The sequence below is a fragment of the Calditrichota bacterium genome (genome assembly GCA_013152715.1).
Taxonomy (GTDB): Bacteria; Zhuqueibacterota; Zhuqueibacteria; order Thermofontimicrobiales; family Thermofontimicrobiaceae; genus 4484-87.
In genome coordinates, this window is sequence record JAADFU010000127.1 from 1 (window position 1) to 19,102 (window position 19,102).

Sequence of the window (19,102 nt, forward strand, 5' to 3'; positions counted from 1 at the left end):
TCAGGAAACTAATGTCCTCATTATGAGTTAGATAATTTTAATACAATAGCAAAACAACAAACCAGCTTTTTTCAAGAAACCTGGGTTGTCTGGACTGATAAAGTGGAGACGGAGAAAGGAAACAGCATGAGTAAGAATCGATTGATGTTGATTATCATGGATGGTGTTGGAGTCAGAGAAGCGAGTGAATTTAATGCAGTGAAAAATGCGAACACGCCCAATCTGGACAGTTATTTTGAAAATTATCCCTGGACTACTCTGGCATGCCACGGCAGAGCAGTGGGTTTGCCGGAGGGCATCATGGGCAATTCGGAAGTGGGACATTTGAACATTGGCGCAGGTCGTGTGGTGAAACAGGATCTGGTTCGCATCACCGACGCGCTGGAAGACGGAAGTTTTGAGAAAATTCCCGAGTTCATCGATCTGGTCAATTACGTGAAACAAAATAACAAAGCCCTTCACCTCACCGGTTTGCTTTCCGATGCCGGTGTCCATTCGGATTATCGCCATTTGATGAAAATTATTCAAATTTTGAAAAAGAACGGCGTGGAAAAAATTTACCTGCACGCCATCATGGACGGCAGAGATACGCCGCCAAACAGCGGAAAAGGGTATTTGCAAAATATTTTAGATTTTATGAAAAAAGAAAATGCCGGAAAATTGGCTTCTGTGATCGGCAGATATTACATTATGGATCGCGATAATCGCTGGGACAGAGTGGAGCGCGCTTACAACATGCTGCTTTTGGGCGAAGGCGTTCGAACGTCGGATCCGGTGGCGACAATGCAAGAGATGTATGATAAAAACATCACTGACGAGTTCATGGAGCCGCTCGTTGTGGAGGACAACGGTGAAATTCATACGGTCGAGGATGGCGACGGATTTTTAACTTTCAATTTTCGCGCCGACCGGATGCGCGAAATTGCCATCGCGCTTAATTTTGACGATTTTTCCGAATTTGAACGGAAGAAGAGGGTGCGCTTGAAATATACCACGCTGACTCGTTATCGGGAAGATTTTCCTTTTCCTGTGCTGTTCAAGGAAGTTCAGTTGAGCAATATCTTCGGCGAGGTGATCAGCAAGCAAGGTTTGACGCAGCTCCGCATTGCTGAAACGGAAAAATATGCCCACGTCACCTATTTTTTCAACGGCGGCGAAGAGAAAAAATTCCCGGGCGAAGACCGCATCATGGTCCCGTCTCCGAAAGTGGCGACTTATGATTTGCAGCCGGAAATGAGCGCGCCAAAGGTGACGGAAAAATTGCTTCAGGCAATTAACGAAGAAAAATACGATGTGATCATTCTCAATTTTGCCAACGGCGACATGGTGGGACACACCGGCGTTTACGAGGCGGCCATTAAAGCGCTGGAAACCGTAGATGCCATGCTGGGAAAAATTGTGCCGCTTTTTACTTCAAAAGGCGGACAGATTCTCATCACTGCGGATCACGGCAATTCCGAAGAAATGTGGGATTTTGAAAATAATCAACCGCACACGCAACACACGCTGAATCCGGTGCCATTTATTCTGCTTTCCGGTAAATGGAAAAATGCCAAACTGCGCAGCGGCGGCAGACTGTGCGATATCGCGCCGACGATGTTGGGCTTGTTGCACATTCAGCAGCCAAAAGAGATGACCGGGAAGTCTTTGATTGAAGAACAATAATTACACGTCAAAATTTTCCATTAATCAATTGGTTGCAAAAAACTCGACTTCAATCGTAAAACTTGAAAATAAAGGCATTTCATGTAAAAAAATTAGAGGAAAAGGATTATGAGACAATTGAATTCAAGGCAAAAAACGGCCCTTTGGCTGATTGCCATCGTCATTACTCTGGCTTCTATTGTTTACCAGAAAATGACAGGCCCAACTTATCCGGTGCGAACGAACGTGACGCTCAACGGAAAAAATTTCAAATATCGGCTTCTGCGTTCGCACGATACGAACGGCGACGCTGTCATTGACCTCAACGTGCCGGATTCAACTTATCGGGCGATTTATCAGTACCGCCGCTACCACAGCAAAGATCTTTGGACAACAGACACGCTCAAGGCGGAAAACAATATCATCAGAATTGCGGTTCCGAAACAGCCTGCCGCCGGTAAAGTGATGTACAAAGTGTCTCTGCTGAACTCTGATGGCAAGACGATTTCTTTGACCGAGGCGCCGATAATCATTCGATTCAAAGGCGCCGTGCCGCTTTACGTTTTAATCCCGCACATTTTTTTCATGTTTTTTGCCATGCTCATTTCCACGCGCACAGGATTGGAAGCGCTGGCCAATGGCAGCTCTGCGTACAAATATGCCTGGTGGTCATTTGGATTATTATTCATCGGCGGCATGATTTTAGGCCCGTTGGTGCAAAAATTTGCCTTTGACGCATTCTGGACAGGTTGGCCTTTCGGGCACGATCTCACTGATAACAAAACTTTTCTCGCATTGATCTTCTGGGGGATTGCGCTGTGGCGTCACAAAAAAACCGGCGATGGCAGGAAGTGGTTCGTTATTGCCGCGGTGGTGCAATTTTTTGTCTACCTGATTCCGCACAGCGCGTTGGGATCAGAGATTGATTATACCAAAGTGCCGCAATAAATTAATCTAATGATAAAATTCAAGAACGGGTGGCTCAGATTACCGGATAGTCACCCGTTTTTTATGGGCTGATTTTCAAGGTTTTCAAGGTGTACTCACCTTTAAGGTGGGGTACACCTGACATCATTAAAAAATAGCTTGATTTTTTTCTTTAATTGTGTTAAAATTAAAGATAAAATAATTTGCCTACTTTCAGGGGAATTGGGGTTGCTGTGTATTTAGAGAAATTAAAATTATTTGGGTTCAAGTCTTTTGCTAACAAAACGGAATTAAAGTTTTTGCCGGGAATCACCGCCATCGTGGGGCCTAACGGCTGCGGGAAAAGTAACATCGTGGACGCGCTTCGCTGGGTGCTCGGCGAGCAAAAAGCCGGCGCTTTGCGCAGCGACCGCATGGAGAGCGTTATTTTCAACGGCTCCAAATCCATGAAACCGCTGGGGATGGCTGAGGTTTCGCTCGTCATTCAGAACACCAACGGCGCCCTTCCTGTGGAATATTCCGAAGTTGTCATTACTCGCCGTCTCTTTCGATCCGGAGAGAGCCAGTATCTTTTGAACAATAATACTTGTCGGCTCAAAGATATCAACGATCTGCTCATGGACACGGGCCTGGCTCCGGACGCCTACTCGGTCATCGAATTGAAAATGATCGAGCAAATTTTAAGCGGAAAGCCAGAAGATAGGCGAAGAATTTTTGAGGAAGCCGTGGGGATTACTAAATACAAGCAGCGGCGAAAATTGACGTTCCGAAAATTGGACGCTACGGAACAGGATTTATTGCGTGTCGCCGATATCATCGGCGAAGTGCGCAGCAAAGTGAATTCCCTCCATCGCCAGGTTCGTCGCGCGCAGCGTTATCTGGATTTGTCAAAAAATTTGAAAGAATCGGAAATTCGACTGGCGACGCACCATTTCAGTAAAATACTAACGGAATTGGAACCGCTCAATCAGAAATATGAAGAAACGAAACGCAGCCGCGAGAGCCTGACGGCGCAAATATCGTTCAAAGAAGCGGAGTTTGAGGCGGTGCAAACCGAACTCATCGACCTTGAGCAAAAGCTGCGCGATGAACAGGGACGTTTAAATGAGAAGAAAAACGATATTCAAAAAAAGGAAGAAGAAATTCTCCTTGATCGCGAGCGGCTGAAATCTCTGGCGGAAAACAAAATTCGCCTGGAAAAAGAGATTGAAGAACTCAGGCAAAGGATAAAAATCCGTCGCGAACAACTTGCCGAAACCAGTGACCGCCGCAGCACTACGGTTTCCGAGTTGAAAGATTTGCAGGAAAATTATGAAGAAGAAAAGAAAAAGCTGGATGAGCTTGACGCAGAATTAGCAGCAAAAAGACAGACCATTCGCGAAGCGGAGCGGGAATCGCTGTCCATCATGCAACTCATCGCGGAAAAGGAACGCTCTCTGGAGCGGCTGCGCGCTCAATTAGACGGTCAGGATGAACGAATCGAATCTATTGAAAAAGAGAAGGTAGCGCTGCAGAAAAAAATCACTGCCGACGAAGCCGCTCGAATAGAGATAAAAAATAAATTGGAGAAAAAGATTTCCGAATCGGAACTGCTCAGCGACGAGCAAACCGAGCTGGAATTGCACGCGGAGAAATTGCAATCGGAAATCGGCGAATTGAAAGATTCGATTTTGAGGACAAACAATCAAATCGAATCGGTACGACAGAAGTCGGTTTTTTTGAAAGACTTGCTGGAAAATTACGCCGACTATCCCGAGGGCGTCAGGTACCTGATGACGGAAAGGGGGAACCAAAATAAATTCATCGGGGCGCTGGCGGATAAATTGCAGGTGAAGGAAGAATTTCGTCGGGCGATTGAGGCGGCTCTGGGCGAGGCGAGCACTTTTCTCGTGGTCTCTGATAGCGAAACAGCGTATCTGGGCATCAAAGATTTGGCGGAGACGCGAAAAGGAATGGTTACCTTTTTGCCCGTCGACAAAATTCAACCTTTGCAAAGCGACGCAAAGGTGAAAGATATTCCCGGGCTGGTCGGTAGAGCGGATGAATTGGCGCAGTCCGATGAGAAACTCCGTCCCGCAGTAAAAAGTTTGTTGGGTTTGTACCTTGTTTTTCGCGATCTGGCGTCCGCCAAAAAAGCGCGCGATCGGGCTGATTTGAAGCTGTTTCATTTTGTCACTCTGGACGGAGAGAATTTGTACACTTGGGGCGGAATCCGCGGCGGCAAAAAAGGGAGCGAGTCCGAAAGCATTGTCGGGAGGCAAGCGCAGTTGCAGCAGTTGCAGCAACGGGAGCAGGAGTTGTACAATGAGCTGGATAAAGCGGCAAAATCGCTGCGGCAAAAAGAACAGGAATATGAAGCTGCGGCGCAGCGGGTCTCGTCGCTGCTCAAAACGACGAAAAATGTGCAGGAGGAGATTCGTCAGATTCAAATCGAACTTTCTCAGACCGATTATCGCATTCAGCAGGCAAAACTCAATTTGCAGCGTTTCGACGGCGAAATTCAGTCCATTCAGCAAAATCAGCAGACTTTGGCTCTGCAAGTGCAGGAAATTGAGCCGGAGCTGGCGGCAGTGGCGGAAACGCATCAGACCGCAAAAAACAAGATTGATGTTCATGTGAAAGATTTGCAGGAAGTCGAACAGCAGCGCAACAAGCAGTCGGAAAAAGTGAATCGCTTGAACATCTCCATCGTTGAGATTGCCGGAAATGAAAAAAACTTACTGCAAACAGCAGAACAGACGGAGCGGTTGATTCGGGAGCACGATCGGGCGATAGGCGATCGTGAGCAGGAATTAGTAAAAAATAAAGACACGAAAGAAGAATTAGACGCGCGTATCGAAGAATTGAGCGAATCGCTTTCGGGAGATTATGCCGCAAAGGAGGAAATTGAAAAACGCGCCTCGCGATTGGAGTCAGAAGCGCAGACTCTGCGCGAAAAAATAGACGCTAAAAGTAAAGAAGCGCGCGAACTGCGGTCACAACGGGAAAAAATATCCGATGAAATTCATCAATTGGAATTGCGCATTTCCGAACTGAGAATCCGCGGTGATAATCTGTATCGGCAAATCCTTGAAGAGTACGATCACGAGTTAAAGCAAGAAGCGATTGATGAAAACTATGACGCAGAAGTTGACGAAAAGGAAATTGACGCCGTCAAGCAGAAAATAAAAAATTTGGGCCCGGTAAATATGCTGGCGCTCAACGAATATGAGAAAGAGAAAGAGCGTTTGGATTTTCTGGAAAAGCAACAGGAAGATTTAATCTCCGCTGAACAAAACTTAAAAGAGACGATCGAGCATATCAACAAATCTGCGCAGGACAAATTTGACGCCATCTTCAATGATATTCGCGAAAATTTTATCACTGTTTTTAAACAATTTTTTCCTGAAGGGCAGGCTGATCTGGTGATTGAACAGGACGGCGATCCGCTGGATGCAAACATTGAAATTGTCGCCAATCCCAAAGGCAAAAAAATGGAATCTTTGACTCTTCTGTCTCAGGGAGAGAAAGCGATGACGGCGATTTCTCTGTTATTTGGAATTTATCTGGTGAAGCCGAGTCCCATTTGTATTCTCGACGAAGTGGATGCTCCGCTGGACGACAATAATGTGAATCGATTTTTGAAGACGTTGGATGACTTTTCTGATCATACGCAATTTCTCGTGGTGACGCATAACAAGATGACCATGAAAGCGGCGAACAGCTTGTACGGCGTCACGATGGAGGAAAGCGGCATCTCGAAAATTGTATCTGTAAAATTGGAATAGATTTAGCGTGGAGACATTAATGAAAAAGAATCGCCTTTTTTATTTGGTTGCTACTTTGCTACTCTTTTTAAGCACGATCCCGCTTCTGGCGCAGCAGGACACGCTTTCTTTTATTACTGAAGACCAGTTTCATTTCAGTTATGATTTTTGTTTTTTTCGCTCTCAGCATAATTACGTGCTGATGGAATTGTATTATTCAATCTTACGAAAAAATCTGGAATTTGTACCTGATAGCGTGGGGTGGCGCGCCGATTTTGTCTGTGTGGCAGAAATCTGGAAAGACGACTCGCTGATGCTGCAAACGCCCTGGCCTAATGTAGATCTGATCGATAGCGTCGCTGAAATCAAGCCTGGTCAGCGATTGTACGGCGTCGGCTATTTCGCGCTGATGCCGGACGATTATGTGCTGAAAGTCTTCATGCAAGACAGGAACTCAGGATTTAAGCGCAGCTATCAGCAACAAGTGCACGTAGATTCCTTTTCCGTAAATCATCTGGCAATGAGCGACATCCAACTTGCCAGCCAGATTCAACGAACAGACAGAAAAAATAGATTCTCTAAGAATGGCTTCACTGTTATTCCTAATTCGGATCGGTTTTACGGAAGCGGATTACCTATGCTCATGTTTTATTCTGAGATTTACAATCTCAAAAATGTCGATGAACCGGATACGTCAAAATATGCCGTAAAATATTGCATTCTCGACAGCGACGGCCAGTTAGTCAGAGAATTTCCCGAAAAAATTCGCCGCAAACCGGGCAATACCGCCGTTGAAGTGAGCGGTATGAACATCATTTCATTTCCGTCTGGAACCTATTTCTTTGAATTGAAAGTGAGAGATTTGTTTAACAAGTCGGAAGTTTCACGCAAAAGCAAATTTTTTATCTTCCGCAAGGGCGATTTAGCGGCGTCAGATAGCGCCGTTAATGCCAGAGCAAGAAAGAAATTTGAGGCCGCTTATGCACGAGTCTATCAAGAGATGACGGAAGAACAGATTAATGAGGAGTTCGGCGCTGCCGCCTACATCGCCTCCGGAGAAGAAAAAAAGATATTCAAAAAATTAGACAGCAAAGGCAAGCAATCTTTTATGGTTGAATTCTGGAAAAAAAGGGACCAAACTCCGGAGACCGCAAAAAATGAATTTCGCGACCACTACTTAAAATTAGTGAACACGGCAAATCAAAAATTTCGCGAAATGAAACACGGCTGGCGAACCGACCGCGGCAGAATCCTGTTGTTGTACGGCGTACCTGACGAAATTGAGCGTTTTCCGTATTCCGCGGAAAACAAGCCCTACGTCATTTGGAAATATTTCTCCATTCAGGGCGGCGTGATTTTTGTGTTTGTCGATAAGCGGGAATTGGGGCGCTACGAATTGGTGCATTCCACGGCACGCGGAGAATTGAACGATCCTGACTGGCAGCGTTGGATCAGACCGACGAATTGATAGTTTAAAAAATTTTTTGTTTCCTTTGCTTCATGAATTCAGCGCTTCATCTTCATGTCGAAAGCTTGAATATCTGGGTGTGGCTCTTTGCTCATAAGAGGCATACCCTATTTTTTTCTGTAGCTTCACGAATTTACGCCTTCAAATTATTTTCATAATCATTTTTCAAGTTCGCAAATGAGAGATAAAGTCGTTTTAGTTTATCGCTTTGTTGATTTGCTCTTTAGTTAAAATTCGGAATTTCCACTTTTTGTTCAGAACCGATGGTTAGCGAAGCTGGAAGCGAAAATGATCTGAAAAAGCGGGATTGTCATAATTTTTCTTGACAATTAATTTAGAAATCGCTATATTTAACCTCATAATTTGTGACATACTACTATAAAATAACTAAGTAATTTATGATGGATATTAATCAAATTATTAATTTGCAACTTTATCCGCGGGATCTGTCCTCTGAAATTGCAGAGTGGATGGGAACAGATCATATTCTCTTAATTACCGGAAGTCGGCAGGTTGGAAAAACCAGCTTGCTGTATTTGTTGATTCAAATGCTTGTTAAAAAAGGAGTTCAAAAAGAGCGAATTTACTATTTTGATCTCGAAGATTTCAGCTTGTTAGAAACTTTTAATGAAGGGCGTTTGAGTTTCGAAAGATATTTGCGGGCATTAGGTGAAAATTTTGAACGTCGCATTTACGTTTTTATAGATGAAATTCAGTACATGAGCAATCCAACTAACTTTTTAAAATTGGTTCACGATCGCTACAAAAACATTAAAATTATCTGTTCCGGTTCATCCACATTAGATATTCAGCGGAAATTTAAGGATTCTCTTGTCGGAAGAAAATTGGTATTTGAACTTTTTCCGCTTTCATTTACTGAATTTCTGTCTTTTAAACAACAAAACAAATTACTCAATATTTTAAGGGAGTACAAGATAACTGATTGGAGCGCTGCCCAAAAATTGCCTGACATCCTACCGATTTTCAAACAAGAATTAGTTTATTTTTTCGATGAGTATAATCGATTCGGCGGTTACCCGGCGGGTGTATTAGAGGAAGATTATAATCGAAAGATTGTTTTAATCAATGAGATTTATCAGTCGTACGTACGCAAGGATATAAAACAACTTTTTGCAATTGAGAACTTGCCAGCATTCAATAAGTTAATAAAATTAATCGGTTTTCAAATTGGTCAGTTGATAAACGTAAAGGAATTAGCGGCAAGCGCTTCGGCTGGTTGGAGAACGATGGAGAAATATCTTTTTATCCTTGAAAACACTTTTATAATCAAATTAGTGCCCCCATTTTTTGCAAATAAGCGAAAAGAAATAGTCAAAATGCCAAAAGTATTTTTTCACGATAATGGGTTGCGCAATCAAATTGTAAAAAATTTAAATCCTCTTGAAAGTCGAGCAGATGCGGGGCAACTTGTGGAAAATTTTATTTTCCAACAATTGTACAGAAAATTAAGAGTAACGGATGACTTAAAATTTTGGCGCACATTAAGTAAAAATGAAGTTGATTTTGTAATTGAATCAGATGAAATTGTTCCTATTAAAGTAAAATATAGAACTTTTCATTCCCCTATGGCGCCAAAAGGAATGCAAACTTTTATCCAAAAGTACAACAGCAAAAAAGCATTTGTTATAACCAAAAATTACATTGGTGAGAGCACAAAGCAGGGCTGCCGAATTATATTTTTGCCGGCTTACTTATTCGTCTAACAACAGTGAAGACATCCCCTTGTTCCTATTTTTTAAATCATAGCTACTGATTTTCACGATAATCTGATTTTGTAAATTTAACCGACCAAAGCATTTAAATTAAAAGTGAAAAAATATTCTGTATAACATCAAATTCGCTTTCCAATCTGCAAATTATTAGCTTCGTTTTATGTAGAATAAAAAGGAGCCCGCCATGAAATTACATAAATTTTATTCATTTCTTATTTTTCTTTTCATCTTTTTTAACATTAGTTCCGTTGGATTCCCTCAGACAAGAGTGAAGCTCCCGCTTGACGAGGAAGCGCGGAAAATCGTCAATATCGAACAAGTTACTGGGATGAATTCTAACTTAAAATTGAAAGTTACCTTGCAAAATTTAACTGGGCAGAAGGTAGAATTACTTGTGCCGGTTGGGATGGTGATTCTTTCAAAATCAGAATCAGCTCAGAATATGTTAATCGTACACGATCAAATTTTCGAGATCAATGCTTTAGAAAAAGCCAAATTTGAATTAAACACCGTTTGTCTGGAAGCCTGGAAAAACCCGCCGGATTCCGCTGCTGAGGAAGGGATGTTTTTCTTCAAAAAAACTGAAAACCAAGAAATCTCTCAGCTCGTTCACACCGTTGCAAAATTAGAGAACGCCATTTCCGCGTCCGTACTTTTTTATCAGGAGGGGCAAATTCAATTCGGAGATATGGACAGCTATGAACTGCTGGAATTGGCGCAGCATTGCAACTATTCCCGGCTTGACAGCACTCATTTTCGTGCGAAAATAAACGAACAAATCATCCAGTGCGCCCTGTGGCAGTTGACCGATAAAATTTCTTTTGATGATTTTGAAAAAATTCTCAAACCAAAACCAGACGAAGAAAAAAGAGAATTGCGCGACATTGCTGAAATGGCGCAGATTGTGCTCGCTTACGGCGGTCTGGAGCCGACGATTGTGCTCAGGAGATTATTGCCTCTGAAAATAAAAGAATGAAAATTTATTCGCCTTGCTCTATTTGATTAAAATTTAGCCTTGCGACAATTAGAACCACACTTTTAGCGTTGTTATTCGATGGGCAGGGATTTTAAATTCAATTTTGTTGCTAAAAAATGAAATCGGCTCTCCATCTTCTTCTAAAATATTTGAAAAAACTGCTTTTTGAACCTTGCTCGGAAGGGATATTGTCACATCAGATTCCGCTCCTTTGAATTCAAAAACCCGCAAAATCCAGCATTTTTGTCCGTTTTGATTTTTGGTTTCTGAAAACGTTTTTTCCGGCTCCGCCATTTTAATTGAGTGGAGAATTACATTGTCCGCAGAAACTGAAACCAGTGATTTTGTTTTCGGCAGAGCGCCTTTGTGAGCAGGCACGAACTGTGCGAGGAGCGGATAATTGAATTCATAACTTCGGCGCATTGTACCGCTGTCTTTCCAATCTCCGGAGTGCGGGAAAATCGAGTAATCGATGACGTGCTTGCCCATGTCCGCCATGGGATCCGGCCATTTCGGCGAGCGCAACAGACTCAGCCGCATGACAGTGCCATGAATGTCGCCGCCGTACTTGGAGCGATTAAGCAGACTGACGCCGAATTTTTTGCTGGCATCGGTGAGGTCAGACCATTTGTGCTGGCTGACTTCGAAGCGCGCTTTTTCCCAGTTGTTTTTCATCGTCGTGGGCCGGTAAATTGAGCCGAAAGGAATTTCAAAACAGGCGACCGAATCCTGCGCGGTGACGGCAAACGCCACTTTGAGCATGACGTGCTCTTCCCACCAGTCAGCTCGCGTGCAAAAATCGATGCGATCCAGTCCGTTGTACAGAATGATATCCTGCGTGAAATAGCTGGTGGGATTGTTCGGCGTGGGATAACTTTTTTTCACGCCCGGCTTCAAAAAATCACGCTTGACGCGAACAACGGCGCGAACAGGCCCGGCTTCGACAACTTCAATGCCGCGAAATCGACTATAATAACGCTCGCCAAGTCCGATATTCCAGGCATCCCAATTTTTTGGCGTGTCTTTGAAGAGCTGCAATTCATTGCCTGGGCCAGCGAGATAGTCCCGCTGACTTTTTTTGTCAAAAATGGACGTCAGCCAACCGGTTTGAGAGTCAATTTTTATTCTGAAATTGTCGCTTTCAATTTCTGTGTTTGTGGCTTTGAGCGAACTATTTTTGAGCGACGGCGTTCCTTTTTTTAATGAATAAACGGCATAACCGGTAGCCGGAACATTCTTGGCGATGAAAATTATTTTTGAAGAGTACCGTCCTGCGGAGACGATTTGTACGGGGATTTCTTCATGATTGGGGTCAAAAACCTGGTAATTTTGATTCTTCTCAGCGATTTTCAGCTCAACCACGTCAGTTCGCTCCCAGGGTAACGAATTGTAAATGAGAAGCGGTTTTTCGTTGTTTTTTGTCTTCGTGTTAATTTGTCGAGCTAAAAATTGAAGCCCTTCATCTATTTGATGATTAGCAATTTTCAAACTTTCTTTGTAGGTTTCGCGCGCATCTTTAGACACGGCGTAAATATGGGAACCGGGCAAAACGTCATGAAACTGATTGAACATCACACCGCGCCAGCCATCGCGGAAATCGTTGTAAGGGTATGGCCTTCCAAAAAGATTGGCTAACGATGAAAGTTGCTCGGCATTGCCGAATTGAATTTCTGACAAGCGGTTGTATTTTTTCACCTTCGCCTGCGTGGTGTAAGTGCCGCGATGGTATTCCAGATAAAGCTCATCTTTCCACACCGGCAAACTGCTCAGATCGTGGCGGCGAATCCAGTTGAGGTAATCGGTCGCTCTGCCATATTCCACGCGCGGATAGATGTCTAATTTTTTGAGTTTCTCGATGCGATCGATCATTGCCAGATCCGGGCCTCCGCCGTGGTCCCCGACACCGTAGAGCACGAGTAATTTTTTGAAGCCGGTGTTCGCCTCAAATTGCCGCAGCCAATCCGTCAGTCCGAAGGGATTTTTAATTTCATTCACGTAACTGTTGGGAAAATAGGTGAGCAGCCGCGTGCCGTCCGGGCTTTCCCACCAGAACAGGCGATACGGAAACATGTTGGTGTCGTTCCAGCCAATTTTTTGCGTGATAAAAGCATCAATCCCGGCATCGCGGTAAAACTGAGGCATGTTCCAGTTGTAACCAAACGAGTCGGGATTCCAGCCAATCTTCACGTCAGCGCCGAATTTTTCTTTGAAATACCTTTTTCCGTAAAGCAGTTGACGCGCCCAGGATTCGCCGGAAATCAAATTGCAGTCCGGCTCGACCCACATGCCGCCAACCAATTCCCAGCGACCCTCATTTACGCGCGCCTTGATGCGATTGAAGGTTTCGGGAAAAAGATTTTCCATCCACCAGAACAGTTGAGTTTGGCTCTGCGTGTACGTGAAATCCGGTCGTGCGTCCATCATGTCAAGAACCGAAGTGAACGTATTATGGGCAATATTTATCGTCTCCAGATAGCGCCACAGCCAGGCGCAGTCGATGTGAGCGTTGGAGTCGAAAACCAAAGTGAATTGTTTGGCGAAATCACTGACCGGTTTTAATTTTTCCCGACATGCTTGCAGGGATTGCTCAAATTTTTCCTGATTTCCATTTTCCAGTGCTTTCAAATCAACTGATTTCGCCGCGTCATTGAGAATCTGCCGCAATTCCAGTCGCTTCTCCCGCGGGACGTTGCTGTGATCGATGCCGGTGTCCAATTGAATTCTGCCGGTTTTCAAATAGGTGTCGTCGCTCAGTAATTTTTGCCCCACTTTCAGACTGGTGATGAAGTTTTGCACTTTCTCAGCCAGCGGCTTTACCTGATCCCAAACAAGGGTTGCTTCCAACAATCGCATGGGACCGCCGGTGTTAATGGCTTTGATTGCCACGACGAATTTTTCTCCGGCGCGGGCATTTTTCGTCAGAAGATATTCGCCGGTCCATTTAAACAGTCCTTTTTTCTCGCCGTTGATCCAGCAAAATCCCGCATCATCGACCGAAACGCGCAATGTCAGCCTGCCGCCGTTCACTTTTTTGCCCAGAATACGACGGGGAACGACAATCACTTTGCGCATCCAGGCGGAGTCCGGATAAACTGCATCGTTAATTTTTATCGTTTTCCAATCCCTGTCATTCAGATTCGTGCGGAATCCGTCAGGAATCATTTGCGTGGAAAATTTCCAATTATCAAAGCGAACGGAAAGCAGAGATTCCAATTTTTCGCAAAGTTCATCCACATTGGAAGCTAATGCCGTTGTTGAAAAGGAAAAAATTAGTCCCAACAAGACGACTGATAATATCCGGCGTACTGTTTTCATTTTTTTCCTCGAGATTAAAAATTAGCAAACTGGTCGGAGAAAGTCCCGGGTCAATCCCCCGGCGTTTTAATACCTGCCGGCTCAATCAACATGACTAACGCCCCGTCATTAGATTCAGTCAAATGTTCGACATTTCTGGGAACGAAAACTGCTTCGTTTTCGACCAGTGAGATTTCTTTTTCCTTGAAATGAATTTTCATCTCTCCCTGAATTACCAGAAAAATCTCGTCTTCATCGGTGTGCTTGTGCCAGTGGTATTTGCCTTTGATTTTCACCAGTCGAACCTTGATGTCGCTAATTTGGAACAAATCCAATGGCGCCCACACATTTTTAATCATGTCGCCCATTTCAGTGATGGATACTTTTTTCATGTGACCTCCGGTATTTATTCTTCAAATAATTCTGTTTCTTTGATGAGATTTATTAGAATCGGATTGATATCGTACCAGACATTATCCCACGCGCCGTATTCCGTAATCCAGTATTGGTTGAGAAGACGGGTAAGATCAGCGTTTTCAATTTTCCGTTTGTAAATATGCACGTTCCGCAAAATTTTTCTGTCCTTTTCGGTCAAACCAATTTGATACGTGGCGCGAATCCTGCTTATTGCTTCCTGCAAATTCTCAATATCAATAAATCCGTAGCGAAGTCGCAAGGCAACTTTACAGCATTCCCGCACAATATTTATCAATTCAAACGGTATCCCGCCGCTTAAAAACAAGATTCTTTGCAAAACGTCGGGTTCGATGAGTTTTTCACTAATACGTTTGCTTATTATTTCTTTCAGCGATTCCAGGACAGTCAGATCGATCTTCCCGCCGGCTTGATAAACGGGAAAACTCTCCAAAAAATAAATGTGATTAAAATTTCGATACATGCGAACAAATTCATTTTCATATTTCAACGTGAGCGGAAATGTCAAAATCGAGCACACGTTGAGTTTTGTGACGGCAAGAGATGACGTGATGAAAATTTCACGCGCACTTTCCAGTTCGATTTTGTCGAGATCGGAAATCAAAAGAAGAATTCTTTTCCCTTTAAAAAAAATGAAACGTCTTTTCAAAAATTCTTCAGCGGCGTTGTTGATAGCGCCTATTATTTCGTTTTGTGTCGGCTTCTGTTCCAGACGAGTGACTAACCTGAATTGGCCTTTGTAACTTTGCTGCCCCTGCTCGATTTGTTGCCCTACCCGCGGGTCTAATTGCGCTTGATCCGGATCGACCTCAGCGTATTTGGTTTCCCAGCCTTTCTGGCGATCCACCAGTTTCTGCAAAGTCTCTTTATGGAGTGCCGGTCTTTTTTCTTTGGCAAGATCGGCAATTTTGAATAGCATCGTGGCGAGCAGCCTGTCCGTGTCGACTTTGTAATTGTTAGTCATGTCCCGGGCGGAAAAAAGAATCACATGAAATTTCCGCTCCAGCAGAGATTTAATTTTTCCCAGCTCGGTTGACTTTCCGCAGCCTGGCGGCCCAGACAACAAAAATTTCGGATAATTGGGATCGCGTTTGAGGAGTCTGATGATTTCATCGCGAAATTCCGGCGCCCGATCGACATAAAAAGATTCCAATTCCTTGGCGTCCCACAAAGCATGATGCGGGTCCAGATAGCGGAGCGCTTTTTTCAGGCGACGCGCTTTTTGGGGTTTTGTCTTCCAAAACTTTAAAGAGATCATTTTCAAATCGCTGGTTTTATTTTTTGGCAACTATTCAGGCACCGATAAACGGCATATTTTTTTAACAGCAAAACAATTCTACATCGTCAAATTACGATTAGAGAACGTTTTTGTGAAAAATGTTCACAAAAGAAATTGAAACGATAGCTTGACGGATACCGGGCGAAAATTCGCTTTAGCCTTTTCTGTCCGGTATTGAAATCTGTCCTTCGGTGGAAGCGATGACCGTCGCGCAGGTCGAATCGCCGGAAATATTTACCACCGTGCGGCACATGTCAAGAATTCTGTCCACGCCCAGAATAAGAGCGATTCCTTCCAGCGGCACACCAATGGTTTTCAGCACCATAGTCAGCGTAATCATTCCCACGCCCGGCACGCCTGCCGCGCCGATGGACGCCAAAGTAGCGGTCAGAACAATTGTCAATTGCTGCGTAATGTTCAAATCCATGCCAAAAACCTGGGCGATAAAAACGGCTGCCACGCCCTGATACAGCGCCGTGCCGTCCATGTTGATCGTCGCGCCCAAGGGCAAAACGAAACTGGAAATTTCCTTGGAAACGCCCAAGTTATCCTCCGCGCATTCCATGGTCACCGGCAGCGTGGCGGAGCTGGAACTGGAGCTGAACGCGATTAATTGCGCCGGTCGAATGCCGCGAAAAAAATCACGACTGCGCACTTTGGTGAAAATTTTTAGCAAAATATTGTATGTTAACAAAACATGCAAAATTAATCCGACGAGCACTACGATCGAATATTTGGCAAGCGGCCCCAAAATTCCCAGACCAAATTCGCTGATGATCGCCGCAATCAATGCAAAAACGCCGTAGGGAGCCAGTTCCATGATGAGATTGACGATTTGAATCATGGCGTCGTTGATTCCCTCGAAAAATTTAATCACCGGCGCGGCACGGTCTGCGGGTATCATCGTCAGAGCGATTCCCAACAGCAGAGCGAAAAAGATAATTTGCAGCATTTTGCCATTGGAAAGCGAATAAAGCGGATTTTGCGGAATGATGTCCAGCAACGTCTGCGTCAAACTCGGTTTTTTCAGCGCCGAATCGATTTTTGACTGGGCTTCGTCAGAGTAATTTTGCAGCAATTGTTCCTGTGTCTCTTTTGTCAAACCTTCTCCTGGTTTGAAAGTATTTGCCAGAATGAGGCCTATCACAATGGCGATGGCGGTAGTCACGAGGTAGAAAAAAATGGTTTTGCCGCCGATGCGGCCTAATTTCCGAATATCGTTCAGACTCGCCGTGCCTACGAGCAGGGAAGCGAAAACGAGCGGCACCACGACCATGCTGATGAGCCGAATGAATGCCGTGCCGAATGGCTTGATGTAAATCGTGAAAAAATGAGCCCAACCAAGCTGATTAGCTGCGATACCGAAAATGATACCGAGAAGAAGTCCGATGAGAATTTTAGTGTAAAGTTCAATCTTTGGAAGCCGCATTATTCCTCCGCAATGTGAAGATCAGTGTCTTTCTGAATTTTTGTTCAATCTTGTATTTTTCTCCGAAGGGACTGACGATAGTCAAGTTTTTTGCCACGGAGCCTCTGTGGCAAAAAATCTCAATTCACCAAATGAACCCATTCCAGAGGCCAGCGCCAGTTTTTTCCATCCGCTGTGGCAATGACGACGCGTTTCGAGTTTTTCCGCAGCGGACGCATCACTTCAGCCAATTCGTTTTCATATCTGCCGCGCGGATCGTAATGAATGAGAATCGAGTCGCCCGCTTGCAGATCACGAAATTTTTGATAACGATCGGACTGCAATTTTTGAAAAAAAACGCGAACTGGTTTTCTCCTTTGTTGGCGAAAAATGACTCTCCGTCCCTGAATTTGATAGCCAGATTTCTGCAAAAACGTCAACGCCCATTGGTTCGCACTGTGTTCGCCCTCGCGCGGATGAAATCCCAGATGATAACGCCGAAAATGATGCAATTCATGGGCGAACAAAAAAGCAAAATGATCGATGAAAGAATGATAATGCCATTCCCAGCCATACTGATCGATTTGCTGTAAAGGATAATTTGTTTCGTTGAGATTGAATTTCAAGCGGATGAGTTTGAATTTCTCAGGCAGATCCGCCGGGGCTATAAATTGCTTGGTGAACGCCCATTTTCCTCGTCTGGCGGCAAACTGCGCTGGCGTGATGTTTTGCTGCACAATGGCGACACCGCCGCTGAGTTGATGACTCCGCAGAAGATAGATGGCGACAACGAGAGCCGAGGTGTCAGTTTCTCCGGAAAGTTGCGAAAGGACATCATTGGTGCGAGTTCGCGAAATTTTCAGCGCATTTTCCCAATCGGTATCGCAAAAATAGTAAACTTTCATCCTGGTACCCGACAGATTTGGAAATATTGGAAAAATTTCGTTTTTTTAAATTAATAAAAATAAATGTTAAATGCAAATATTTTTATTGAAATGGGTTTGGAATTATGGGTAAGGATGGGCAAGAGATTTTTCGGGAACTCATTATGGCTTGATGCGTACGATATTACGTACACAATGAAGGAGGTGTTAAAAAATGAAGACAGTCGCTGTCACCAAAGCAAGATCAAATTTGTACAGATTAATCGACGAGGTCAATGAATTTAGTGAACCAATTCAAATTAACGGAAAGCGGGGGAATGCTATTTTGATTTCTGAGGAAGATTGGCGTTCAATTCAGGAGACACTTTATTTAATTTCAATTCCGGGAATGAGAGAATCAATTATTGAGGGAATGAAAACTCCGGTTGATGAGTGCTCCGAGGAAGTCGAATGGTGAAATGGAAATTGGTCTATACCAGTCAAGCGAGAAAAGATGCGAAAAAAATTGCTGCAGCCGGACTTAAAGAAAAGGTAATCTTCTTGTTGAAAATTCTCGAACAGAATCCTTTTCAAACTCCTCCCCCTTTTGAAAAACTAATCGGCGATTTGGAAGGCGCTTATTCCCGCCGAATTAATATTCAGCATAGACTTGTTTATCAAATATTAGACGAAGAGAAAATTGTCAAAATTATTCGGATGTGGACACATTATGAGTGAGCATAATGGTTAATTAAGTTCTTACATTTTGCTCAAAGTAGTGAGTAATTTTACTCAATCAATTGAGTAAATTGTAAGTTTGGAAATGTGCAAAACTGCCGCAATCCGCGACGTTGCTTCTCCGATCGACGTGGAATGGAAATCAATCATTTCTTCCGAAAATAGACCTCAAGCCCACGGACAAGAATCTAATTAACTCCCCTATAATAATAATTTGGTAAAAATTTATTTATCTACAACTTCTGGATTCTATATTTCCCCACTACATTTTTTTAATATTTCCCGAAATTCCCTTGACTTTCTCTAAACAATATCTTATATTACTTACGATAAATGTAAACAAAAACAGAAAACGTAAATAAAAGAGGTAATGGTAAGGTAATCGTGAACAGGGAAAGTCAAAAATTAAAACAAATATTTGAAACTGCGCAGGACTTATTTTTTCGCTATGGAATTCGGCGGGTAACGGTGGAGGAAATTTGCCGCACTGCTGGTGTGAGCAAGATGACTTTTTACAAATATTTCAAAAATAAAATTGATTTGGTGAAAAAATTGATGGAAAAAATTTATGACCAGGCATTGGCTGAATAT

Annotated in this window: 14 protein-coding genes; 9 read left to right on the plus strand and 5 right to left on the minus strand. The window is 43.6% G+C overall.

Annotated features, from left to right (window positions below; translation table 11 throughout):
* Positions 1-126: 126 nt before the first annotated feature.
* The 6 genes from GXO74_10415 to GXO74_10440 all read left to right on the plus strand — a co-directional run bounded on the left by GXO74_10415 (position 127) and on the right by GXO74_10440 (position 10,494).
* Positions 127-1,665 (plus strand): 2,3-bisphosphoglycerate-independent phosphoglycerate mutase, encoded by a 1,539-nt coding sequence (locus tag GXO74_10415; GenBank protein ID NOZ62083.1) that lies wholly within the window; start codon positions 127-129, stop codon positions 1,663-1,665.
* Positions 1,666-1,773: 108 nt separating this feature from the next.
* Complete coding sequence (locus GXO74_10420; protein ID NOZ62084.1) at positions 1,774-2,592, plus strand: hypothetical protein; 819 nt, start codon at positions 1,774-1,776, stop codon at positions 2,590-2,592.
* Positions 2,593-2,804: 212 nt separating this feature from the next.
* Positions 2,805-6,338 carry a chromosome segregation protein SMC gene (gene smc, locus GXO74_10425; protein ID NOZ62085.1) on the plus strand — a complete coding sequence of 1,178 codons (3,534 nt, stop codon included), beginning with the start codon at positions 2,805-2,807 and terminating at the stop codon, positions 6,336-6,338.
* A gap of 19 nt (positions 6,339-6,357) precedes the next feature.
* The gene (locus GXO74_10430; GenBank protein ID NOZ62086.1) at positions 6,358-7,785 is read left to right on the plus strand and encodes a GWxTD domain-containing protein; all 1,428 of its coding nucleotides are present in this window, start codon (positions 6,358-6,360) and stop codon (positions 7,783-7,785) included.
* A gap of 398 nt (positions 7,786-8,183) precedes the next feature.
* Positions 8,184-9,509 carry an ATP-binding protein gene (locus GXO74_10435; protein NOZ62087.1) on the plus strand — a complete coding sequence of 442 codons (1,326 nt, stop codon included), beginning with the start codon at positions 8,184-8,186 and terminating at the stop codon, positions 9,507-9,509.
* A 193-nt stretch (positions 9,510-9,702) separates the two neighbouring features.
* Entirely contained in the window at positions 9,703-10,494 is a 792-nt protein-coding gene (locus GXO74_10440; GenBank protein ID NOZ62088.1) for a hypothetical protein, read from the plus strand.
* A 48-nt stretch (positions 10,495-10,542) separates the two neighbouring features.
* On the opposite strand, the gene GXO74_10445 is transcribed toward GXO74_10440, so the two are convergent.
* The 5 genes from GXO74_10445 to GXO74_10465 form a co-directional block, all read right to left on the minus strand.
* Positions 10,543-13,809 (minus strand): alpha-mannosidase, encoded by a 3,267-nt coding sequence (locus tag GXO74_10445; GenBank protein ID NOZ62089.1) that lies wholly within the window; start codon positions 13,807-13,809, stop codon positions 10,543-10,545.
* 50 nt (positions 13,810-13,859) lie between these two features.
* Positions 13,860-14,180 (minus strand): cupin domain-containing protein, encoded by a 321-nt coding sequence (locus tag GXO74_10450; protein NOZ62090.1) that lies wholly within the window; start codon positions 14,178-14,180, stop codon positions 13,860-13,862.
* 14 nt (positions 14,181-14,194) lie between these two features.
* Positions 14,195-15,511, minus strand: a complete 1,317-nt coding sequence (locus GXO74_10455; GenBank protein NOZ62091.1) for an ATP-binding protein — start codon at positions 15,509-15,511, stop codon at positions 14,195-14,197.
* 145 nt (positions 15,512-15,656) lie between these two features.
* Positions 15,657-16,931 carry a dicarboxylate/amino acid:cation symporter gene (locus tag GXO74_10460; GenBank protein NOZ62092.1) on the minus strand — a complete coding sequence of 425 codons (1,275 nt, stop codon included), beginning with the start codon at positions 16,929-16,931 and terminating at the stop codon, positions 15,657-15,659.
* A 119-nt stretch (positions 16,932-17,050) separates the two neighbouring features.
* Positions 17,051-17,815: a hypothetical protein gene (locus GXO74_10465; GenBank protein NOZ62093.1), complete on the minus strand. Its 765-nt coding sequence runs from the start codon at positions 17,813-17,815 to the stop codon at positions 17,051-17,053.
* Positions 17,816-18,008: 193 nt separating this feature from the next.
* Here GXO74_10465 and GXO74_10470 point away from each other — a divergent pair, with 193 nt between their 5' ends.
* From GXO74_10470 to GXO74_10480, 3 genes are all read left to right on the plus strand, one after another.
* Complete coding sequence (locus GXO74_10470; GenBank protein ID NOZ62094.1) at positions 18,009-18,251, plus strand: type II toxin-antitoxin system Phd/YefM family antitoxin; 243 nt, start codon at positions 18,009-18,011, stop codon at positions 18,249-18,251.
* Positions 18,248-18,511 carry a Txe/YoeB family addiction module toxin gene (locus tag GXO74_10475; GenBank protein ID NOZ62095.1) on the plus strand — a complete coding sequence of 88 codons (264 nt, stop codon included), beginning with the start codon at positions 18,248-18,250 and terminating at the stop codon, positions 18,509-18,511. The genes GXO74_10470 and GXO74_10475 overlap by 4 nt, the downstream gene beginning before the upstream one ends.
* Positions 18,512-18,925: 414 nt before the next feature.
* The coding region (locus GXO74_10480; protein ID NOZ62096.1) for a TetR/AcrR family transcriptional regulator at positions 18,926-19,102 on the plus strand (177 nt) is incomplete at its 3' end.